The organism is Salipiger marinus (genome assembly GCF_035481585.1).
Lineage (GTDB): Bacteria > Pseudomonadota > Alphaproteobacteria > Rhodobacterales > Rhodobacteraceae > Salipiger > Salipiger marinus.
Map to the genome: position 1 here is coordinate 5,368 of NZ_JAYKSL010000022.1, position 21,838 is coordinate 27,205.

20 protein-coding genes are annotated in these 21,838 nt (G+C 67.7%); 12 read left to right on the forward strand and 8 right to left on the reverse strand.

Translation table 11 applies throughout. The features are described 5' to 3' along the window. Window positions 1-38: 38 nt before the first annotated feature. The 4 genes from VK682_RS21855 to VK682_RS21870 are packed head-to-tail and all read right to left on the reverse strand — an operon-like array spanning window position 39 to window position 2,824. Window positions 39-854, reverse strand: a complete 816-nt coding sequence (locus VK682_RS21855; RefSeq protein WP_230797685.1) for a quinoprotein dehydrogenase-associated SoxYZ-like carrier — start codon at window positions 852-854, stop codon at window positions 39-41. Continuing rightward, a complete protein-coding gene (locus VK682_RS21860; RefSeq protein WP_324782548.1) occupies window positions 851-1,792 on the reverse strand; it encodes a YncE family protein in 942 nt (313 codons plus the stop codon). Before VK682_RS21860 ends, VK682_RS21855 begins: the two co-directional genes overlap by 4 nt. Continuing rightward, entirely contained in the window at window positions 1,779-2,315 is a 537-nt protein-coding gene (locus tag VK682_RS21865) for an SRPBCC family protein (protein ID WP_089850752.1), read from the reverse strand. The genes VK682_RS21860 and VK682_RS21865 overlap by 14 nt, the downstream gene beginning before the upstream one ends. Beyond that, window positions 2,312-2,824 (reverse strand): DUF3280 domain-containing protein, encoded by a 513-nt coding sequence (locus VK682_RS21870; RefSeq protein ID WP_089850754.1) that lies wholly within the window; start codon window positions 2,822-2,824, stop codon window positions 2,312-2,314. The genes VK682_RS21865 and VK682_RS21870 overlap by 4 nt, the downstream gene beginning before the upstream one ends. 125 nt (window positions 2,825-2,949) lie before the next feature. Here VK682_RS21870 and VK682_RS21875 point away from each other — a divergent pair, with 125 nt between their 5' ends. The 3 genes from VK682_RS21875 to VK682_RS21885 all read left to right on the forward strand — a co-directional run bounded on the left by VK682_RS21875 (window position 2,950) and on the right by VK682_RS21885 (window position 5,655). Beyond that, window positions 2,950-4,134: a lanthanide ABC transporter ABC transporter substrate-binding protein PedA1 gene (locus VK682_RS21875; protein ID WP_380714683.1), complete on the forward strand. Its 1,185-nt coding sequence runs from the start codon at window positions 2,950-2,952 to the stop codon at window positions 4,132-4,134. A 22-nt stretch (window positions 4,135-4,156) separates the two neighbouring features. Beyond that, the gene (locus tag VK682_RS21880) at window positions 4,157-5,134 is read left to right on the forward strand and encodes a YVTN family beta-propeller repeat protein (protein ID WP_230797683.1); all 978 of its coding nucleotides are present in this window, start codon (window positions 4,157-4,159) and stop codon (window positions 5,132-5,134) included. A gap of 86 nt (window positions 5,135-5,220) precedes the next feature. Beyond that, window positions 5,221-5,655 (forward strand): cupredoxin domain-containing protein, encoded by a 435-nt coding sequence (locus tag VK682_RS21885; RefSeq protein WP_089850759.1) that lies wholly within the window; start codon window positions 5,221-5,223, stop codon window positions 5,653-5,655. Window positions 5,656-5,678: 23 nt separating this feature from the next. On the opposite strand, the gene VK682_RS21890 is transcribed toward VK682_RS21885, so the two are convergent. Beyond that, the gene (locus VK682_RS21890) at window positions 5,679-6,359 is read right to left on the reverse strand and encodes a TetR/AcrR family transcriptional regulator (protein WP_230797682.1); all 681 of its coding nucleotides are present in this window, start codon (window positions 6,357-6,359) and stop codon (window positions 5,679-5,681) included. Between the two features lie 137 nt (window positions 6,360-6,496). Here VK682_RS21890 and VK682_RS21895 point away from each other — a divergent pair, with 137 nt between their 5' ends. The 3 genes from VK682_RS21895 to VK682_RS21905 all read left to right on the forward strand — a co-directional run bounded on the left by VK682_RS21895 (window position 6,497) and on the right by VK682_RS21905 (window position 11,788). Next, window positions 6,497-7,651: an efflux RND transporter periplasmic adaptor subunit gene (locus VK682_RS21895; RefSeq protein WP_230797681.1), complete on the forward strand. Its 1,155-nt coding sequence runs from the start codon at window positions 6,497-6,499 to the stop codon at window positions 7,649-7,651. Window positions 7,652-7,674: 23 nt separating this feature from the next. Continuing rightward, window positions 7,675-10,803, forward strand: coding sequence for an efflux RND transporter permease subunit (locus VK682_RS21900; RefSeq protein ID WP_230797680.1), 3,129 nt, complete (start codon window positions 7,675-7,677; stop codon window positions 10,801-10,803). Between the two features lie 112 nt (window positions 10,804-10,915). Then, window positions 10,916-11,788, forward strand: a complete 873-nt coding sequence (locus VK682_RS21905) for an MBL fold metallo-hydrolase (protein ID WP_230797679.1) — start codon at window positions 10,916-10,918, stop codon at window positions 11,786-11,788. 103 nt (window positions 11,789-11,891) lie between these two features. Here the strand turns inward: VK682_RS21905 and VK682_RS21910 are convergent, their stop codons facing one another. Then, entirely contained in the window at window positions 11,892-12,383 is a 492-nt protein-coding gene (locus VK682_RS21910; protein WP_089850768.1) for a flavin reductase family protein, read from the reverse strand. 369 nt (window positions 12,384-12,752) lie between these two features. Here VK682_RS21910 and VK682_RS21915 point away from each other — a divergent pair, with 369 nt between their 5' ends. From VK682_RS21915 to VK682_RS21935, 5 genes are all read left to right on the forward strand, one after another. Further along, complete coding sequence (locus tag VK682_RS21915; RefSeq protein ID WP_230797678.1) at window positions 12,753-12,929, forward strand: hypothetical protein; 177 nt, start codon at window positions 12,753-12,755, stop codon at window positions 12,927-12,929. Then, a complete protein-coding gene (locus tag VK682_RS21920) occupies window positions 12,926-14,272 on the forward strand; it encodes an amidase (RefSeq protein ID WP_230797677.1) in 1,347 nt (448 codons plus the stop codon). Before VK682_RS21915 ends, VK682_RS21920 begins: the two co-directional genes overlap by 4 nt. A 21-nt stretch (window positions 14,273-14,293) precedes the next feature. Continuing rightward, the gene (locus VK682_RS21925; protein ID WP_230797676.1) at window positions 14,294-14,899 is read left to right on the forward strand and encodes a malonic semialdehyde reductase; all 606 of its coding nucleotides are present in this window, start codon (window positions 14,294-14,296) and stop codon (window positions 14,897-14,899) included. Between the two features lie 102 nt (window positions 14,900-15,001). Then, entirely contained in the window at window positions 15,002-17,398 is a 2,397-nt protein-coding gene (pheT, locus tag VK682_RS21930) for a phenylalanine--tRNA ligase subunit beta (protein ID WP_230797675.1), read from the forward strand. Next, complete coding sequence (locus tag VK682_RS21935; RefSeq protein WP_324782549.1) at window positions 17,398-18,795, forward strand: hypothetical protein; 1,398 nt, start codon at window positions 17,398-17,400, stop codon at window positions 18,793-18,795. The genes pheT and VK682_RS21935 overlap by 1 nt, the downstream gene beginning before the upstream one ends. 3 nt (window positions 18,796-18,798) lie before the next feature. Here the strand turns inward: VK682_RS21935 and VK682_RS21940 are convergent, their stop codons facing one another. Both VK682_RS21940 and VK682_RS21945 read right to left on the reverse strand, forming a co-directional pair. After that, a complete protein-coding gene (locus tag VK682_RS21940; protein WP_324782550.1) occupies window positions 18,799-19,143 on the reverse strand; it encodes a carboxymuconolactone decarboxylase family protein in 345 nt (114 codons plus the stop codon). A gap of 86 nt (window positions 19,144-19,229) precedes the next feature. Next, complete coding sequence (locus tag VK682_RS21945) at window positions 19,230-20,915, reverse strand: acyl-CoA dehydrogenase family protein (RefSeq protein WP_324782552.1); 1,686 nt, start codon at window positions 20,913-20,915, stop codon at window positions 19,230-19,232. A gap of 148 nt (window positions 20,916-21,063) precedes the next feature. On the opposite strand from VK682_RS21945, the gene VK682_RS21950 reads away from it, so the two are divergent. Beyond that, window positions 21,064-21,834 (forward strand): sulfite exporter TauE/SafE family protein, encoded by a 771-nt coding sequence (locus VK682_RS21950; protein WP_230797672.1) that lies wholly within the window; start codon window positions 21,064-21,066, stop codon window positions 21,832-21,834. Window positions 21,835-21,838: the final 4 nt, after the last annotated feature.

Sequence of the window (21,838 nt, forward strand, 5' to 3'; positions counted from 1 at the left end):
CCCCCCGGCGGTCGCTGCCGCAGGCAGCGAAACCCCTCTCAGAACTCGGTCAGATCCTTCTGCGCGCGGCTCACCGTGCCGTCGGTGTCCTGCATCGTCACCGCCACCTGCCGCGTGGCGCGGGGCACCGACAGGCTTACCGCCGGATTTTCCGACAGCGAAATGCTGCCCGTCACCGTCGCATAAGGCGCGCCGTCCAGATCGATCTGCACCTGCTCGACATAGCGCATGGGCGTGAACAGCAGCGTCACCTGATCCATCTGCATGCCGGAATGGCTGGGATGCGACAGCGCCACATCCAGCCGTTTCTGCGCCCCCGCGCCAGAGGTCAGGGCGCTCAGCCGGGCCGTGGCATCGCCGGGCAGGGGGCCGCCCGCGCTGATCTCGATCTGGCCCAGCGTGGCCAGCGCAAGCTCGGGATCGGTGCCCGGCGGCGCCGAACAGGCCCCCAGCCCCGAGGTTTTGACAAAGCTTTCCGCCACCCAAAGCTGGCCGTCGCTGGTTTCGGCCACCACATGCAGCGGCGTCGGCCCGTTGACGCGCAGCGTGACATCGACAAACACCCGCGCCTGCGGCTCGGCCAGCGCCAACACCGCCGAAACCGGCATGGGGTTGTTGTCCAGCACCAGCGCGATCTGCCCGATCTGCAGCCCCTCGGGCGCCACGACCTGTGCCGCGATCTGGGTGCGGGCATCATTGGCGCTGCGATAGGGCGCGTCGATGGCGATGACGGAGGCGCCGTCGCGCAGCGGGCGGTCACCGTAAAGCTGCGCGGCGATGCCGGGCCAGACCGGATCCTCGGCCATCACCGGACCGGCGGCCAGCAGCGCCACGGCAAGACAGAAGCGTTTCATGGGGAACCTCCGGACAGGATGAAACGGCCAAAAGCACGGGGACCGTCGCCCACCTCGATCTCGTGCACGACGTCCAGCGTGGTGGCGTCGATCACGCTCAGCGTATTGTCGAACCAGTTGGCGACGATCACCAAGCTGCCATCGGCACTGGTGTCGATGCCTTCGGGATAGTCGCCCACCGTCAGCACGGCCCGCTGCTCCAGCGTGGCCAGATCCAGCACGCTGACCGTGCCCGCGTATTGATTGCTGACAAAGGCGGCGCCTTGGGCAAAGGCCACGCCATAGGGGCGGTCGCCCACCGGCACCGTGGCCAGCAGATCGCCCGTATCCGCATCCAGCACGCTGACATCATTGCTGCCGACATTGCCCACAAAAAGCCGCCCGTCCGGGGCGAAGCGCAGCCCGAAGGGCCGCGTGCCGACGCCTGCTCGGTGCCGCAGCTCCAGCGTCTGCGCATCAAAGACCGATACCGCGTCGGCATCCCGGTCGGCGGAGGCCAGCCAGCGCCCGTCCGGGGACAGATCCAGCCCGGCGGGGGCCGCCCCCGTGGCAAGATCCGTCACGGGGGCCAGCGTCTGCGCGTCCAGCACGCGGATCCGCGCCTCATACCAGTCAGAGACAAAGACCCGGCCCCGCGCCGCATCCACCGCGATTCCGATCGGGCCGCCGTCCAGCACGGTCTCGGCCCTCACGGCCAGCGTGTCGGGATCAAGCCGCCGCACCGTCTTGGTCCCGGCGGAGACGGTATAGACCGCCCCCGGCACCACGGCGATGCCCGCAGGCTCCCCGGGCAGCGCCGTCTGCCGCACCTGCGACGCGGTTTGCAGATCCACAAGGCTCAGCGTGGATCCGTTCTGGTTGGTGACATAGGCGATGTCCCCTGCGGCAGGCGCCGCAAGGGCAAGGCACAGCATCAGGGCAAGGTCAGGGCGCGCCAAAGCGCGTGACCAGCGCGTCAAGTCCGGCCTGATACACCGCATCGACAGCGGCAATCGCCGCCTCGTCGTTCAGTTCGGGCGGCGGGTCATTGTTGGGATAGCCGCGATAGAAGGCACCGCGCCATTCCACCACCGATCCGCCGCCCTCGCGCGGCTTGACCGTCAGATGCGCGGAATAGTTGGTGACCGGCAGCACCTCCACCGCCACATCGGTGATGCGGTAGGAATAGGTCATCTTGGCGGCATCGTATTTATACAGCACCTCGGAAATCGTGGGGCCGTCCGCCGCGCCAAGGCGCAGCACGCGGGTGGCGTCGATCTCGTTGCCGCCCTCGCCTTCGGTGGCGGCCACGGCGGGATGCCAGCTCATGTCCTGGAAATTGCCGATGACCTCCCAGACGGCGGCGGGCTCTGCCGCAACCTCGGTGGTCAGGGTGGTTTTCTGCCGCGTGGGGCCGTGGGCCAGCGCCATGCCCGGCACAAGCAAGGCCGCCCCCGCGATCAGCAGCAGTCGTCTTTTCATTCTTCCTCCTCCTTGAAGAACGCGGTTTTCAGGATGTAGCGCATGCCGCGCGTCCAGCTGTCATCGGTGTTGGACCGGATGTCGACCACCCGCCCCATCACCGTCTCGCCGGTCTCCACGTCGCGCAGCTGCAGGTTCATGGACAGGATCAGGTTCGACACCTTCTGCACCTCTCCCACCAGCACGAAGTCGGCGCCAAGCCGCGTGCCCATGCGGGTGTCGCAGCCATAACATTTGGCGGGATTGACCGTGCCTTCCAGCCGCTCCGCCTCGGCGGTCAGATCCAGAAGGGTGATGCCCTCGGCGGTGAACCGGTCGGTCACCAAATCCTCAAGCAGCTGAATTCGCGTGGTTTCTGCGGAATTTTCGCCGAAATACGCGCCCTCTGTGGAGGTGTCGAGAAAGGTCAGGCCCAGAAAGGCGACCTTGGTTCCCGGGCTCAGCATGTCCTGTGCCGCCGCAGGCAGGGCGGTCAGCATCAGCAGCAGAAGGGCGAGGGGGCGTTTCATGCAATCATGCTCGCGCCCGGCGCCGGTTGCGGCAATGCAGCCTTAAGTCTGTGTTCTGACTTTGCCCCGGTGTCTGGCACCCTGTCGGCATGTCCGCCAACCGAGGGTGGACAAGGGAGGAAAGTGTGGAACGCATCCTGAGGATGCTGGCGGCGGGGCTTTTTGTCCTTTTGGCCGCTGGCGCGGCATCGGCCCTTGATATCCGCAGCGCGGTCATCCGGGTCGATTATCCGCAACTTGCGCCCATTTCCCGCTTCGATCTGAAGCCGGAGGATATGGGCTTTGCCGGCGCAATGCTGGCGGTGGAAGACAACGCCACCACCGGACAGTTTCTGGGGCATACCTTCGCGAACGAGACGGTCGCCGTGCCCCCGGAAGAGGCGGAGGCGGCGCTGGACCGTCTGGCCGCCGAGGGCATCCGGATCTTCGTGATCCTTGCCAATGCCGAAGACACCCTGCGCCTTGCCGATCGTGCCGGACCGGACGCGCTGGTGATCAATGCGGGCAGCCCCGCGGAATCGCTGCGGGAGGACCAGTGCCGGGCCAACCTGCTGCATGTGGCGCCCTCGCAGGCGATGCTGGCCGATGCCGTGGCGCAGTTTTCGGTCTGGAAGGGCTGGAAACGCTGGTTCCTTGTCCACGGGTCCAATCCGGCGGATCAGGATGTGGCCGAGGCCTATCGTCAGGCCGCGCGCAAGTTCGGCCTGACCGTGGCGGAAGAGCGCGAGTTCGAGGATACCGGCGGATCGCGCCGGTCCGACAGCGGGCATGTGCTGGTGCAGCAGCGCCTGCCGGTCTTCATGCAGGAGGCAGAGGAGCATGACGTGGTGGTGGCCGCCGACGCGTCGGACGTGTTTGCCCCCTATCTGCCGTTCCATCTGTGGTCGCCGCGTCCCGTCATGGGCGCTGCGGGGCTGCGACCGGTCAGCTTTCACGCCTCGCACGAGGCATGGGGCGCCACGCAGTTCCAGACCCGCTTCGAAAAGCTGACCGGGCGGTATGTGCGCGAAGAGGACTATCAGGCGTGGCTGGCCCTGCGCGTGGTGGGCGAGACGGTGACCCGCGCCGCCTCTGACGACATTGCCACCCTGCGCGCCTATGCGCTGGGGGATGCGTTCGAACTGGCGGCCTTCAAGGGCCAGAAGGTGACCTTCCGCCCGTGGAACGGCCAGCTGCGCCAGCCCATCCTGCTGTTTGACGGGCGCATCACCGTCAGCGTCTCGCCGCAGGACGGGTTCCTGCACCAGACCTCGCCGCTGGACACGATGGGGCGTGACCAGCCCGAGACCGCCTGCACTGCCTTTGACTGATCTTTTTGACCGGGAGAGAGAAATGATCCGACTGCTGACCACCACCGCCTGCGCGGTTCTGGCCCTGAGCGGCCCTGCGCTTGCCAACAAGGTGTTCGTGTCCAACGAGAAGGGCAACACCATTTCGGTGATCGACACCGCCGACTGGTCGGTGCTGACCGAATTCCACGGCGGCAACCGCCCGCGCGGCATCACCATCAGCCCCGATGGCAAGCTGCTGTATGTCTGCGCGTCTGACGATGACCTTGTGCGGGTCTTCGATACCGAAACCTATGAGGAGCTTTATACGCTGCCCTCCGGGCCCGATCCGGAACTGTTCGTGCTGCACCCGTCGGGCAACCCGCTTTATATCGCCAACGAGGATGACAACCTTGTCACCGTGGTCGATACCGAAACCCACACGGTTCTGGCCGAGGTCCCGGTGGGGGTGGAACCCGAAGGCATGGCGGTCAGCCCGCGCGCCGATTTTGTGGTCAACACGTCCGAGACCACGAACATGGCGCATTTCATTTCCACGGCGGATTACGACATCAAGCACAACGTGCTGGTGGACCAGCGCCCGCGCTATGCCACCTATACCAGCGACGGCACCCGGCTTTACGTCAGTTCCGAAATCGGCGGCACGGTCAGCGTGATCGACATCGCCGAGGATGGCACGCCGACGATGAAGCAGAAACTGACCTTCGAGGTGCCGGGCGTGCTGCCGGAATGGCTGCAGCCGGTGGGGGTGAAGGTCACGCAAGACGGCAGCCGCGTCTTCGTGGCGCTGGGGCCGGCCAACCGCGTGGCGGTGATCGACGGCGAAAGCCTTGAGGTGCTGGATTACATCATCGTGGGCCAGCGCGTCTGGCAGATGGCGTTCACGCCGGACGAGAAATACCTGATCACCACCAACGGCAATTCCAACGACGTGACCGTGATCGACGTGGCCGCCGAAAAGCCGCTGCAGTCGATTCAGGTGGGCCAGATGCCTTGGGGCGTGGCCGTCACGCCGAACTGAACCGGGAACCATCCGCGCGGGATCAGCCGCCAGCCGAGGGCAGGTCACATCCCGCGCATCAACTGTCCAAGGGAGGAAAGACAGACATGAAGACACTGACCACATGGGCGCTGGCCGCGACGCTGGCATTGGGGGGCGCCGCGCAGGCGCATGAGTTCGGCTTTGCGGGCATCCTGTCCAGCTCGAACAAGGGCGAGATGCCGGGCATCACGCTGAGCGTCGGCAAGCCGCTGGCCGAAGGGCCGATCACGCTGAAATCCGGCATGGTCTACGAGCTGGAGATCGAGGCGGACGGCACCGGCGAACTGGCGCTGGAGGGGCCCGGCTTCTTTCGCGCCATCTGGGTCAACGAGGTGGTGGTGAACGGGCTGGAAATCCGCCCCTTCGGCCTTGAAAGCCTCGAATTCGACGAGGCAGGCGTGATGGAGATCGAATTCGTGGCGATCAAGCCCGGGCGGTTCTTCCTGCGCATCCCCGGATCGGATGGCGAAAGCCAGCGCGTCGACATCGCCATCGAATGACCTGACACGCGGGACGCGGCGGCCTAGCGCGGCCGCGCCCCTGACAGGAACAGTGCAATGGCCCGGTCCCGCCGGGCCGCTTTTGTTTCGGCGCAATGCGGCAGGCTGGCGGGATCCAGCAGCTTTTCAAGGATGGATCCAAAGGCCATGTCCATCAGCATCTCCGCCGCCTCGTCGCACTGGTCAACGGGCAGGTCGAGTTCGCCCGTGGCCACGCCCGCGCGCAGCTCTGCACTGATGAACCGGGCCAGCGCGCAATGCCCGGTGTCAAGGATGCCGCGCGCCAGCTGCGGGTAGGTCGGCGCCTCGGTGATCACCGCGCGCAGCAGTTCCAGCGGCGCATCGGTCAGGCAGTGATCCTCGCTGAAGGTCAGCAGCACGCGCAGCCGGTCCTCCAGCGGGCTGGTGCGGTGTTCTTCGCTCAGCGGCCGGAACAGGCTCTGGCCGATGCGGGCCAGACAGGCCCCCAGCAGCGCCTCCCGGCTGTCGAACATCTGGTAGATGGTGCGTTTCGACATCCCCGCCTTGCGGGCGATGGCGGCGACGCTCGCCTCCGCCAGCCCGTGCGAGGCCAGAAGTTCGGCGGCGGCGTTCAGCACGACGGCCTCGCGCGTTTCCTGATCCATCTGCACCGGACGGCCACGGCGGCGCGTCTCTGACTTGGGATCGGCCAGCGGCTCGTTCGGGGGCGGGCAATCGGCCATGTGTCTCCTTCTGTCCGTGCCGGACGGGAAATTTCGCACCTGCGGCACGACGGCGCTTTACAAAACTTCTAGGTTTCCTTATCGCGACTCTCAATAGATATGCAAGATGCACATTCCTCTGTTTCCGGAGCCATTCCATGCCGAACCGCCCCGTTCCGACCCTGCCGCGGCTGCTGGCCGTCCTGTGCTTCGCCTTTGCCGCACCGGCCTTTGCCCAGCAGGGAGGAGAGGCCCCGCCGCCCGCCGTCACCGTCGTGACGCTTGAAGCCTCCGATGTCACGCTGACCAGCACGCTGCCGGGCCGCGTCGCCGCCTCCGCCGTGGCGGAGGTGCGTCCGCAGGTGAACGGGATCGTGGTCGAACGGCTGTTCGAAGAAGGCAAGCCGGTGCAGCAGGGCGATCCGCTTTACCGCATCGATCCGGCCACTTACGAGGCGGCGAAAGCCGCCGCCGATGCCGCGCTGGCACAGGCGCAGGCGCAGCTGGCCTCTGCCGAACGCGAGGCCACCCGTCAGGAAGAGCTGCGTCAGCGCTCTGTCACCAGCCAGCAGACGCTGGACGATGCGCTGGCCACGCGCGATGTCGCCGCCGCCGCCGTGAAGGTGGCCGAGGCCAATGTGCTGGCGGCAGAAATCGATCTGGACCGCACCACCATCCGCGCGCCGCTGTCGGGCGTGGCCGGGCTAAGCCAGGCGACGCAGGGGGCGCTGGTCACCTCCGGTCAGGCGACGCCGCTGACCACCATCCGCGCCATTGAGACCGTGAATGTGGACGTGACGCAGTCGGCGGCGGAACTGCTGCGCTGGCGCCGGTCGGGGCAGGCCGTGGCCGCCGAGGAAGGCAGCATCGTGACCCTGCGTCTGGCCGATGGCGTGGCCTATGAACATACCGGCCGCCTTGCCGCTGCCGAGCCGCATGTGAACGAACAGACCGGCGTGGTCGTGCTGCGGCTGGAATTCCCCAATCCCGATGAATTCCTGCTGCCCGGCATGTATGTGCAGGTGGAACTGCCGCAGGGCACCGTGCAGGATGCCGTGCTGGTGCCGCAGGAAGGCGTGATGCGCGACCGCCGTGGCCGCCCGCTGTCCATGGTCGTGACGGCGGAAAACACCGTGGAATCGCGCGAACTGACCGTGCAGCGCGATCAGGGCAACGACTGGGTGGTGACCGAAGGTCTCGCCGCAGGCGACCGCGTGATCGTGGCGGGTTTCCAGAAAGTGTCTGCCGGGATGACCGTCACGCCCGAAGAACGCGCAGCAGAGGCGGAAACCGCCACTGCCGCCACCGAATGATTTTACCCGCAAGGACTTGAACCATGGCACGTTTCTTTATTGACCGCCCGGTCTTTGCCTGGGTGATCTCCATTCTGCTGATGGGGGTCGGGGTATTGTCCTTGCTGACCCTGCCGATCGCGCAATATCCGCAGATCGCGCCGCCCTCGGTGCGGGTCAGCGCCCAGTATCCCGGCGCCTCGGCGGAAACCGTGGCCAATACCGTCACCCAGATCATCGAACAGCAGATGACCGGGCTTGACGGGATGCGCTACATGTCCTCGTCCTCGACCTCGGCGGGGACGGCCTCCATCACGCTGACCTTCGAATCCGGCACCGATCCCGACGTGGCGCAGGTGCAGGTGCAGAACAAGCTGTCACAGGCCACGGCGCTGCTGCCCGAAGCGGTGCAGCGGCAGGGCGTGACGGTGGAAAAGGCCTCCTCGTCCTTCATGATGGTGATCGCGCTGATCTCCGAAGACGGGCGGCTGGATCAGGCTGACCTGTCGGATTACCTGAACTCCAACCTTGTGGACGAATTCAGCCGTATCGAGGGCGTGGGCGGCGCGCAGGTGTTTGGCGCGCAATACGCCATGCGCATCTGGCTTGATCCGTCCAAACTTGCCGCCTTCGAGATGACGCCCTCGGATGTGGTGAACGCGGTCTCGGCGCAGAACGCGCAGATCTCGGCGGGGGCCTTCGGCACGCTGCCCGCTCCGGCGGGACAGCAGCTCAACGCCACGATCACCGCGCAGTCGCTGCTGACCACCCCGGAAGACTTTGAAAACATCGTGCTGCGGTCGGAAACCGATGGCGGTCTGGTGCTGCTGCAGGATGTGGCGCGGGTGGAAGTCGGGGCCGAAAACTACGCGACCATCGCGCGGTTCAACGGCAATCCCTCCTCCGGTCTGGCGCTGCAGCTGGCCTCTGGCGCCAATGCGCTGGAAACGGCGGAGCGGGTGAAGGAACGTCTGGCGGAATATGCCGAATTCTTCCCCGAAGGCGTCAGCTACGTCATTCCCTATGACACCACGCCCTTCATCGAAATCTCGATCCACGAGGTGCAGAAGACGCTGATCGAAGCCATCATTCTGGTGTTCTTCGTGATGCTGCTGTTCCTGCAGAACCTGCGGGCGACGATCATTCCCACGCTGGCGGTCCCGGTGGTCATCCTTGGCACCTTCGCCATTCTGGGCCTCGCCGGGTTCACCATCAACACGCTGACCATGCTGGCCATGGTTCTGGCCATCGGCCTGCTGGTCGATGACGCCATCGTGGTGGTGGAAAACGTCGAACGCATCATGGAGGAAGAGGGCCTGTCCCCGCGCGAGGCCACGCGCAAATCCATGGGCCAGATCACCGGCGCGCTGGTGGGCATCGCGCTGGTGCTGTCGGCGGTGTTCGTGCCGATGGCGTTCTTCGGCGGTTCCACCGGGGTCATCTACCGGCAGTTCTCCATCACCATCGTGTCGGCCATGGGCCTGTCGGTGGTCGTGGCGCTGACCCTGACGCCCGCCCTGTGCGCGACGCTGCTGAAGCCCAAGCACGGGCACCAGACGCGGCGCGGCCCGGTGGGCTGGTTCAACACCGGTTTTGACAAGCTGACCGGCGGCTATGCCGGGACCGTGGGCGCGGTCATCAAGCGCCCGCTGCGCATGATGGTGGTCTATCTGGCGCTTGGCTACGGCATGGTGTTCCTGTTCAACAACACCCCCTCGGGCTTTCTGCCGAACGAGGATCAGGGCATCCTGATGACGCTGATTCAGGCGCCCACCGGCGCCACCGCCGAACGCACGCAGGAAGTCGTCGAACAGGTGGAGCAGCATTTCCTGCAGAACGAGGCCGCGAATGTGGAATCGGTGTTCGGCGTGGTCGGCTTCTCCTTCGCCGGGCAGGGGCAGAACATGGGTCTGGCCTTCGTGCGGATGAAAGACTGGGAAGAGCGCACCAACCCCGATCAAAGCGTGCAGGCGGTGGCGGGCCGGGCCTTTGGCGCCTTCAGCCAGATCCGCGATGCCATGGTGTTCCCCATCGTGCCGCCCGCAGTGATCGAACTGGGCAACGTGTCCGGCTTCGACTTCTACCTGCAGGCGCAGGGGGGCCAGACGCATGAGCAGCTGCTGGACGCCCGCAACCAGCTTCTGGGCATGGCGGCGCAGAGCGAGCTGATCAGCTCTGCCCGGCCTTCGGGTCTGGAAGATGCCGCGCAGTTCAATCTGGACATCGACTGGCGCGCGGCGGGCGCGGTGGGGGTGACCCCCACCGATGTGGGCAACCTGCTGTCGGTCGCATGGGCCGGATCCTATGTGAACGATTTCAACGACAACGGGCGCATCAAGCGGGTCTATGTGCAGGGCGAACCGGACAGCCGCGCCACGCCGTCGGATCTGCAGAAGTGGCGGGTGCGCAATGCCACGGGCGATCTCGTGCCCTTCGCCAACTTCACGCAGGAAAGCTGGACCTACGGGCCGCAGGGTCTGAGCCGCTATAACGGCGTGCCGTCGATGCAGATTCAGGGCTCGCCCGCAGCGGGCGTGACGACGGGCGAGGCGATGGCCGAGATGGAGCGGCTGGTGGGCGAACTGCCACCGGGCTATTCCATTGCATGGACCGGCCTCTCGCTGGAGGAACGCGATTCCGGCGGGCAGGCGCCGCTGCTTTATGCGCTGTCGCTGGCGGCGATCTTCCTGTGCCTTGCCGCGCTTTATGAAAGCTGGATCATCCCGCTGTCGGTGATGCTGGCCATGCCGATCGGCGTGCTGGGCACCATGGGCGCGGCCTACTGGTTCGGCTTCGAAAACGGCGTGTTCTTCCAGGTGGGTCTGCTGACCGTGATCGGCCTGACCGGCAAGAACGCCATCCTCATCGTCGAGTTTGCCCGAGAACGTTTCGAGGCGGGCGAGGATCTGCTGGTGGCGGTGAGAGAGGCGGCGCGGCAGCGCTTCCGCCCGATCATCATGACCTCGCTGGCTTTCTCGCTGGGGGTGGTGCCGCTGGTGCTGTCCGCAGGGGCGGGCGCCGGGGGCCGGACTGCCGTGGGCTCGGCGGTGCTGGGCGGGACCATCACCGGCACCGTGCTGGGCGTGGTCTTCGTGCCGCTGTTCTTCGTGGTGGTGCAGAAGCTCTTTGGCCGCAAGCGGCTGCGCGCTCAGGCCGTGGCAAAAGAGGCGTGATCGCTGTCGCGGGGGGTGACATTCCGCCTGCGGAACATATATAGTGATTTACGCATGTGAGGCGTGGAAAGGGGCTGCAGCGCGGCCCCTTTTCCATGACAAGGAGGACAAGATGACCGCCCATCCCGAGGTTAAGGCATTCTGGGACCAGCCGACCGGAAGCTGGCAATACGTCTTTCACGACCCCGTGACGCGCAAGGGGGCCATTGTCGACCCGGTGCTGGATTTCGACATCCTGTCCGGCGCCACCGGCACCGGCAACGCGCAGGCCATTCTGGACCATGTGCAGGAGGCGGGGCTGGAGATCACCCATATCCTCGACACGCATCCCCATGCCGACCATTTCTCTGCCGCGGTCTGGCTGTCCGAAAAGCTGGGGGCGCCGCGCGCCATCGGCGAAAAGGTGGTGGAGGTGCAGAAGCTCTGGCAGGAGATCTATCATCTGCCCGACCTACCGGTGGATGGCTCGCAATGGGACATCCTGCTGGCGGATGACGAGGTGTTTCATGTGGGCGAAATCCCGGTGCGGGTGCTGTTCTGCCCCGGCCATACGCTGGCCTCGGTCAGCTATGTGGCGGGGGACGCGGCCTTTGTGCATGACACGCTGATGATGCCCGACAGCGGCACCAGCCGGGCGGATTTCCCCGGCGGCAGTTCGGCGGCGCTGTATCGGAGCCTGCAGAGGATTCTGGCCCTGCCCGACCAGACGCGGCTTTATGTGGGGCATGACTATGCGCCAGAGGGGCGCGAGGCGGCCTGCATGGCGACGGTGGCCGAGCACAAGGCGCGGAACATCCATCTGAAGGATGCGCCTTCGGAGGCGGACTTCCGGCGGGTGCGCGACGCGCGGGACGCCACGCTGCCGCTGCCGAAGCTGATGCTGGCGGCGCTGCAGGTGAACATCCGTGGCGGACGGCTGCCCGAGCCGGAGGCGGATGGGCGCCGCTATCTGAAGATCCCGCTGGACCGGTTCACGCCGCGCTGAGCGCTTTGGCCGAGGGCGGCGGGCCGGGCCATCGAGGCCCGCCCCGCCGCGCAGGACGCGGCGCGCGTCCTGCGGCGCCCCATCCCGGCAGTTGCGTGGGGGTTCAGGCGGGTTCGGAGCGCGGCAGCGCCTGAAACCGGCCTTCGTGATAGAGCAGCGGATCGGCGGGGCTGGACCAGTCGGTGACCGCCACCACCTCGCCGATGAAGATGGTATGGGTGCCGAAGCTGACGGTCTGGGCCGGGCGGCAGTCAAAGCTGACCTGTGCGCCGCGCAGGGCGGGGGCGCCGGTTTCCAGTTCGGTCCAGTCGCCAAGCTCGAAGCGGGTGTGCCGGTCGCGGGGCTGGGCGAAGCGTTCCGCCACCGCCTGCTGGCTGCGCGACAGCACGTTGATGCAGAAGGCCGGCGCGCCGCGCAGATGTTCGTGGATCGAGGCGGAGGCGTTGACGCAGATCAGCAGGCTGGGCGGTTCGGCGCTGAGCGAGGTCACCGCCGTGGCGATCAGCCCGTGCCGTCCCTCTGCGGTGGCCACGGTCACCAGCGACACGCCCGCCGCAAGGCGGCGCATTCCGGATTTGAAGTCATTGGGGGTCATGAGCTTGTCCTTTCCTTCGGTCCCTGTGCATCCGGGGGCCGGGCGGTGCCCCGGCGTCGCGAGAGGGTCATGCCCGGGGGTCGCCGTCAGGGATACGCCGCGGGGCTGCGGCTGGATCTGTTCTGCCCCATGAATGCAGGGTGGGCCGGGTGTCGTCCAGAGGGCATCGCGCCCGGACCGTGATTGTGGCCATGGCGGCGGCCATGCGGCTGTCTAATTCCTTGGCATCGGGGCAGCAGGCTGAGCAGTCAGGCGGCAGTTTCGGTCTGCCGCGCGGTTCTGGCGGTGCGGGGCTGGCCGCCCCCCGCCGCTTCGGCAAGCCTGCGCCGGAGGCCGCCATGCGGGGTGGCCCGTCACAGGAGCCCTGTCATGGACCAAGAAATCGCGGCGCTGCTGGGACGGGCGCCCACCGAGGAGGAGCGCGCCATCGCGCGGGACCAGCGCGCCCGGGTGGAGCGTGGCATCTTTGCCAACCCGCTGCTGTCCGGGGGGCCGCAGGCGGCGCTGGCCAGCACCGATCCCTTTGGCGGGGAGGGCGGGGCATGACCATCGCCGCGATCCTGTCCCGTCTGGAGCGGGCAGAGACCACCGCCGTCGCGCTGCTGGAAGAGGTGCAGGCCCGGGTCGCGGCGGCGGGGGCGCAGGCTCCGGTCGCGCGGCTGGAATGGGACTGCGCCTTCGATCAGGCCCGCGCCGCCGACCGCGCCCGGCAGGAGGGGGCTGCGGGGCCGCTTTGCGGCGTGCCGCTGGCGCATAAAGACATGTTCGACCGGGCCGGTTCCGTGGTGGGCTTTGGCGCCCATCCCGACGCGCAGCGCCGGGCGGAGCGCACCGCCGAGGTGCTGGCGCGGCTTGATGCGGCGGGGGCGGTGGATTTCGGGCGGCTGCAGATGTCGGAATTCGCCATGGGCCCCACCGGGCAGAACCATCACCACGGCATGCCGGTCAACCCGGCGGTGCCGGGGGGCGTGCCGGGCGGTTCCTCCTCCGGGTCGGGCGTGGCGGTGGCCATGGGGCTGGTGCCCGCGGCGCTGGGGTCGGATACCGGCGGATCGATCCGCATTCCCGCCGCCTGCACCGGGGTGGTGGGGTTCAAGCCCTCGCCGGGGCTGGTGCCGCTGGCCGGGGCGATGCCGCTGAGCTGGACGCAGGATGTGGTGGGGCCGCTGGCGGCGTCGGTGGACTGCGCGCGGCGGGTGCTGTCGGTGCTGAGCGCGGGCCGCACCCGCGCCACGTCACAGCCAACGGGCAGGCTGCGGCTGGCCTTTGACGACAGCAGCCTGACCGAGGGCGTGTCGGCGCGGATGCGCGCGGCGCTGGCCGACCTGCGCCAGCAGCTGCGGGCGCAGGGGCACGAGGTGGTGGCGCTGGACATGGGCTGGCTCGCGCATCTGGCGGAGCCCGCCAATGTCATCGCGATTTCCGAGGCGGCGACGGTGCATGCCGACCGGCTGCGCGCCGCGCCCGACAGCTACGGCCCCGAGGTGCGCGCGCGGCTCTGTCAGGCGGCGGGCATTCCGGCGCAGGCCTATCTGCGCGCCCGCCAGATCCGCCAGATCGCCATCGCCCGCGCCAAGGCGGAGATCTTTGCCGCCGCCGATCTGGTGATCCTGCCCGGACTGGCCGATGTGGCGCCGCAGGCGGCGGCGCTTGCCGGGGCCAAGGGCGCGGAGATCGCGACGATGATCGCCGGGATGACCGGGCTTACCCGTCCGGCCTCGCTTCTGGGGCTGCCGGTGCTGACCCTGCCGGTGGCGCAGACCGCTGACGGGCCGCTGTCGGTGCAGATCATGGGGCAGCGCGGCGCCGAGGATCTGATCGCCGATCTGGCGCAGCATCTGGAAACCGCGCGCCGGTCCGATCTACACAGGGGAACCGACCCCGCCTGACCCCGAAGGAAGGACAATACCATGACGGACCACCCCAGCGGCACCGCCGTGCCGGATGCGGCACTGGCCGCGCTGTTCACCGCAGCGCGCACCCATAACGGCTGGCAGGACCGCCCCGTGCCCGAGGATCTGCTGCACCGGCTTTACGATCTGGTGAAGATGGGCCCGACCTCTGCCAACTGTTCGCCCGCAAGGCTGATCTTCGTGCGCACCCCCGAGGGCAAGGCGCGGCTGGCGCCCGCGCTGTCCAAGGGCAATCTGGCCAAGACCATGGCGGCCCCGGTCACGGTCATCGTCTGTCAGGACATGGAGTTTTACGAAAAGCTGCCCGCGCTGTTCCCCCATGCCGATGCGCGGTCATGGTTTACCGGATCGCCGGAGAAGGTGGCCGAAACCGCGTTCCGCAACAGCACGCTGCAGGGCGGCTATCTGATCCTTGCCGCGCGGGCGCTGGGGCTCGACTGCGGGCCGATGTCGGGCTTCGATGTCGAGATGCTGGAGGCGGAGTTTCTGGCGGGCACGACGTGGAAGGCCAATTTCCTGATCAATCTGGGTTATGGCGACCCCGAAAAGCTGTTCGACCGGCTGCCGAGGCTGGGCTTTGACGAGGCCTGCGTGATGGCCTGACCGGGCAGGGGCGGGGCGCGGTCGTTCACTGCCGCCCCTTTCCCCTTCCGTCTCATTCCGCTAAGAGCCAAGCCCAAGCGAAACCATGCCGGGCGCCCAGAAATGAAATTCACGCTTTCCTGGTTGAAAGACCACCTCGACACCTCCGCTTCCGTTTCGGAGATCGCCGAGACGCTGACCGATCTGGGGCTTGAGGTCGAGGGGATCGAAAACCCCGCCGACCGTCTGAGCGCCTTTACCATCGGCAAGGTGCTGAAGGCGGAAAAGCATCCCGATGCGGACAAGCTGCGGGTCTGCACCGTGCTGACCGACACGGGCGAGTCGCAGATCATCTGCGGCGCCCCCAATGCGCGCGAAGGCATCACCGTGGTGGTGGCCAAGCCCGGCACCTATGTGCCCGGCATCGACACCACGATTCAGGTGGGCAAGATTCGCGGCATCGAAAGCCATGGCATGATGTGCTCCGAACGCGAGATGGAGCTGTCGGACGAGCATGACGGCATCATCGAACTGCCTTCGGGCGAGGTGGGCGAGCGCTTCACCGACTGGCTGGCGCGGAACCAGCCCGCCAAGGTCGATCCGGTGATCGAGATCGCCATCACCCCCAACCGTCCCGATGCGCTGGGGATCGAAGGCATCGCCCGCGATCTGGCGGCGCGCGGTCTGGGCCGGGTGAAGCCGGTGACGGTGCCGGTGGTGCCGGGCAGCTTCGCCTCGCCGCTGGACGTGACCATCGACGAAGACACGCGGGACGCCTGCCCGGTGTTCTATGGCCGCCTGATCCGGGGCGTGAAGAACGGGCCCTCGCCGCGCTGGCTGCAGGACCGGCTGAAAGCCATCGGGCTGCGCCCGATCTCGTTCCTTGTGGACGTGACCAATTATTTCACCTTCGACCGCAACCGCCCGCTGCATGTCTTTGACGCCGACAAGGTGACGGGCGCGCTGCGCGTGCACCGCGCCACCGGCGGCGAGGTGCTGGAGGCGCTGGACGAGCGCAGCTACACCCTGCAGCCCGGCATGGTGGTCATTTCCGACGATCGCGGTGTGCAGAGCCTTGGCGGCGTGATGGGCGGCGAGACAACCGGCGTGGACGACACCACCGTCAACGTGTTCCTTGAAGCGGCATGGTTCGATCCGATCCGCACCGCCTTTACCGGTCGCGCGCTGAAGATCAATTCCGATGCCCGCTACCGGTTCGAGCGCGGGGTTGATCCGCTCTCCGCTGCGGGGGGCATCGAGGCCGCGACCGCCATGATCCTAGAGATCGCGGGCGGCGAGGCGTCGGAAGTGGTGAAGGCCGGGCAGGAGCCTGATGTGGCCCGCGCCTACCGGCTGGATACCGACCGCGTGGTGAGCCTTGTCGGGATGGAGATTCCCGCCGAGGAGCAGCGCGCCACGCTGACCGCGCTTGGCTTCACGCTGGAGGGCGACATGGCCCATGTGCCCAGCTGGCGCCCCGACGTGATGGGAGAGGCCGATCTGGTGGAAGAGGTGGCGCGCGTCGCCTCGCTGACCAAGCTGCGCGGCCAGCCGATGCCGCGCGCGCAGGCGGGCGTGCCGAAGCCCATCCTGCAGCCGCTGCAGAAGCGCGAGCAGATCGCCCGGCGCACCACGGCGGAACTGGGCTACAACGAATGCGTGACCTACAGCTTTGTCGACCGCGAGGCGGCGGAGCTGTTCGGCGGCGGGTCCGATGCCACGATGCTGGCCAATCCGATCAGCGCCGACCTGTCGCATATGCGCCCCTCGCTGCTGCCGGGGCTTTTGCGGGCGGCGGCGCGCAATCAGGCGCGCGGCTTCGCCGATCTGGCGCTGTTCGAGGTGGGGGCCGCCTTCCATGGCGGCGAGCCCGGCGAGCAGACGCTGCAGATCAGCGGCCTGCTGGTGGGCCGCACCGGCCCGAAGGATGTGCATGGCGCGGCCCGCGCGGTGGATCTGTTCGATGCCAAGGCCGATGCCGAGGCGCTGCTGGCGGCCATGGGCGCCCCCGCGCGGATGCAGATCCTGCGCGGCGCCGAAAGCTGGTGGCATCCGGGGCGGCACGGCAAGCTGTGCCTTGGCCCGAAAAAGGTGCTGGGCGTGTTCGGCGAACTGCACCCCAAGGTGCTGAAGGCGCTGGACGTGAAGGGCCCCGCCGTGGCCTTCACCCTGTATCCCGAAGACATCCCGCTGCCGCGCAGCTCTGGCGGGGCGCGTGCGCCGCTGGTGCTGAACGGGCTGCAGCCGGTGGAGCGTGATTTCGCCTTCGTGGTGGATGCGCAGGTGGCCGCGCTGGATCTGGTGAATGCCGCCGCCGGTGCCGACAAGGCGCTGATCGAGGATGTGCGCGTCTTCGACGAATTTGTCGGCGGCAGTCTGGGCGAGGGCAAGAAGTCGCTGGCGATCAGCGTCCGCCTGCAGCCTGCGGGCGCCACCCTGACCGAAAAGGACATCGAGGCGGTGGCGGCCAAGATCGTCGAAAAGGTCGCCAAGGCGACCGGCGGCACGCTGCGCGGCTGATGCGGGGGACTGCCCTGCTTCTGGCCGCACTGTTTCTGTCCGAAGCCGTGTCGGCCGCTCAGGCGCTGGAAGGCTGCGCCGTGCCGGTGGCGGGCGCCTCCGCAGGCGGGGTGGTCCGCACCCAGTCGCTGGAAGGCGGGCCGGACATCCTGATCCATGACGCGGGTGGCGCGCCGCTGGTGCTGCGCGGCGACCGGCTGGTGCGCTGGCCGTGGCTGGGCAGCGGCAATGCGCAGGCCCGCGTCACCAATACCGCCGACGGGCGGCATTTCCTGATCCTGCCGCAGCAGGGCGGCAGCCGGGTGCTGACCCGCGCGGCAGAGACCGACCGCTATACCGTGCTGCTGGACACGCCTTATGCGCCGCTCTGGGTTGATCCGGTGACGGCGCGCATCTTTGCCCGCGACGGCGCGCGGCTTCTGGAATGGGACAGCAGCGGCTGGACCGCCTCGCCGCTGGCGCTGCGCGCCGATGGTCTGCCCGGCGCCTATGCCGCCGATTTTGGCCCGGTGCGCTATCTGACCGCGCTGCGCGCATGGATGGCGCTGCAGGATGGCGCGCTGTGGCTGCGCCATGACGGCGCCGCCGACTGGGAACGCATCAGCACCGTGCAGACATGGCGCGAGACCCTGCCCGAAGACGTGGTGCCGCGGGTCTACCACGATCAGGACAGCGGGCTGGCGGTGCTGCAGATCGACGTGGCGGTGCTGGTTTTTGACATGTCGGGGCCAAGGCCGGAATTTCTGTCGCAATACATGGTGCAGGATCACGGCGTGGCGCAGGCCGGGCAGGGGCGGGTGCTGATCGAACTGATGGCGCCGGGTCTGGATGCGGGCTGGTTCGAAAGCGCCCCCGCGCTGCGCATGGTCACCCGCGATGGCGCGTGGCCGGTGCCCGGCGGCCCTGCAGAAGCCCAGCCCAACCCGGACCGGGATCCGAACATATTGCCGGTGCCCGCGCGCTACACGCTGCGCCCGCTGGGGGCGGGGGTGATGATCCGCCGCGGCAGCCGCATGGCGCTTTTTGACGGGCGCACGCTGATCGGCATGCCGGGGCTGGGCGAAACCTTCCCCGACGCGATGCCCGAGGTGCTGCAGACCGGCGCGGGCATCTTTCTGGTGGGCGGCGGGGTCTGGCGCTGGCAGGGGGCCGACGCGGCAGAGCCGGTGATCGCCCCCGATGGCAGCCAGCCGCAGCATCTGATGGCGGCGGATGACCTGCTGGTGTTTCAGGGCGAGGAGTCGGTCTGGCTCAGCGAGGACGGGCAGGCGCTGCTGCCCGTGCCGGTGCCCGAAGGTGACGTGTCGCTGCTGGCGCCTGTTCCCGACCGGGCTGCGGTGCTGGCCGAGATTGGCGGCGCCCCGCATCTGCTGCGGCGCTGTGGCGGTCGCGACTGAGCTTTAGTCCCCGGTGCCCGCAAATTCGTCAAAGGCGGCCAGCGCCTTGGCGGCATACATCAGCCCCGGACCGCCCGCCATCTGCACCGCCGTGCCCAGCACCTGCCCGATCTCGTCGCGGCTGGCGCCCAGCCGGTGCAGGGCGGCGGCATGGCTCAGGATGCAGTCCTCGCAGCGCAGCGCCACGGCGACGCCAAGGGCCACGAACTCTTTCTGCTTGGCGTCCAGCGCGCCCTCGACCGAGGCCGCCTGTTCCAGCGCCACGAAGCCCGCGAAAGTGTCGGGGATGGCCTTGCGCAGCCCGCGCAGATTGGCGCGGGTCTTGGCGAGTGTGTCGGTATAGCTCATATCTCAACTCCTGAATGGATACCCTTCAGAAGCACAGGTCAGAGCCCCCGACCTTGACACGGATCAAGCGCGGGCGCGCCTTGGCCCTAGCCCAGCAGGCGGCGCGCGATCACCTGCGCCTGAATTTCGGCGGCGCCTTCAAAGATGTTGAGGATGCGCGCGTCGCACAGGATGCGGCTGATCTTGTATTCCAGCGCAAACCCGTTGCCGCCATGGATCTGCAGCGCGTTGTCCGCCGCCGCCCATGCCACCCGGGCCCCCAGCAGCTTGGCCATGCCCGCCTCCAGATCGCAGCGGATGCCCTCGTCCTTTTCGCGGGCCGAGAAATAGGTCAGCTGCCGGGCGACCATGAGTTCCACCGCCATCATGGCGAGCTTGCCCGACACGCGCGGAAACTCGATCAGCGCGCGGCCGAACTGCTTGCGGTCCTGCGCATAGCTCAGCCCCAGATCCAGCGCCGACTGCGCCACGCCGATGGCGCGGGCGGCGGTCTGGATGCGCGCCGATTCAAAGGTCTCCATCAGCTGCTTGAAGCCGCGGCCTTCCTCGCCGCCCAGCAGGTTCTCTCCCTTCACGCGGAAGCCGTCGAAGCCCAGCTCGAACTCCTTCATGCCGCGATAACCCAGCACCTCGATTTCGCCGCCGGTCATGCCGGGAGTGGGGAAGGGGTCGGCATCGGTGCCCGGCTCCTTTTCGGCAAGGAACATCGACAGGCCCTTGTAATCGCTGCTGGCGGGGTCGGTGCGGGCCAGCAGCGTCATCACATGGGCGCGGGCGGCATGGGTGATCCATGTCTTGTTGCCGGTGATCATGTAATCGCCCTGATCGCGGACGGCGCGGGTGCGCAGGCTGCCCAGATCGGATCCGGTATTGGGTTCGGTAAAAACGGCGGTGGGCAGAATCTGGCCGCTGGCGATCAGCGGCAGCCACTTCTCCTTCTGCGCGTCGGTGCCCCCGGCAAGGATCAGCTCTGCCGCGATTTCCGACCGGGTGCCCAGCGAGCCCACGCCGATATAGCCGCGCGACAGTTCCTCGGACACCACGCACATCGACGCCTTCGAAAGCCCCAGCCCGCCCAGATTTTCCGGGATGGTCAGGCCGAACACCCCCATTTCCGCCAGTTCGTCGATCACCTCCAGCGGGATGTAGTCATCCTTCAGATGCCAGTCATGGGCATGAGGCTCGATCCGGTCCACGGCATAGCGGCGGAACTGCTCGCGGATCATCTCCAGCTCGTCGTCCAGCCCGCAGCGGCCCACGGTGATCTCTGCCGCGCGCTCCTGCATCAGCTCGACCAGACGGCTGCGCACGGCCTGCGTGTTGCCCCGTGCCGCCAGCGTGGCGGCGGCGCCTGACTGCAGCCCGGCACTGGCCCCGGCGCCCAGCCCCAGATCGGCAAGGCGGATCACCTCGCCCTGATTCATCTGGATGCCGCCCGCGATCTGGTTGAGATATTCGCCAAAAGCGATCTGGTGAATCAGCGCCTCGACCTCGCCAAAGCTGCCCTGCGCCTGCAGACGCTCGGCCCAGCCCTGCATCTGGCGCAGCGCCTCAGCATAGGTGGCAAGCCATGCCAGCCCGTGGGCGGCGGTCTGGTGGGTGTCGATCAGCCGGGCCGAAACCCGGCCCTCCTCCTCGACCATGGCGCGCACCGACTGCCGCGCCTGATCCAGCACCGCATCCACCACAGGCAGGGCCGCGCCGGTCAGTCCCAGCAGATCGTCCAGCAGCAGACCCGGTTCCCGCATCACGTCCTGTCCGTCATGTGCCATGAATCACCTTCCTTCTCCCGGTTGCCAAGCGGTCTAGCCATTTCGCAGTTGCAGCGCAACAAAAATACCAATGATAGCCTTAAGGTGATCTATTGTTGCGCAGATGATTTCGCTTTGCCGCCCCGCAGGGAATGCTATCACGCGACACATGGAAACGCTTCTGACCCTTGTGCCCGCGCCGCAGCTGGCCCTCTGCCTTGGCATCGCGCTGCTGGCCGGGCTGGTGAAGGGCATGGTGGGCTTCGCCATGCCGATGATCATGATTTCCGGGCTGGGTTCGATCGTGGCGCCGGAACTGGCGCTGGCCGGGCTGCTGCTGCCGACGCTGGCCACCAACGCGCTGCAGGCGCTGCGCGAAGGCCCGCGCGCCGCGTGGGGCTCCGTCCGGCAGTTCCGGCTGTTCCTGATCGTGGCCTTCGTGATGCTGGCCCTGTCGGCGCAGCTGGTGCGGGTGCTGTCGGCGGACCTGCTGCTGGCGGTGATCGGGGCGCCCGTCACGCTGTTCTGCCTGATGCAGCTTCTGGGCTGGCGCGCGCATCTGCCCAACGGGCCCACCGTGGCGACAGAGGTGGGCGTGGGCGCCGTGGCCGGGTTTCTGGGCGGTCTGTCCGGGGTCTGGGGTCCGCCCTTCGTCGCCTATCTGACCGCGCTTGACACCGACAAGCGCGACCAGCTGCGGGTGCAGGGCGTGGCCTACGGGCTGGGCGCGGTGTCGCTGGTGGGGGCACATGTGGCCTCTGGCGTGCTGACCGCGCAGACGGCGGTGTTTTCCGCCGCGATGCTGCTGCCCGCGCTGGTGGGCATGGGGCTGGGCGGGCTGGTGCATGACCGCATCGATCAGGCCATGTTCCGCCGCCTGACGCTGCTGGTGCTGCTGGTGGCCGGGCTGAACCTGCTGCGCCGCGCCATTTTCGGCTGACGGC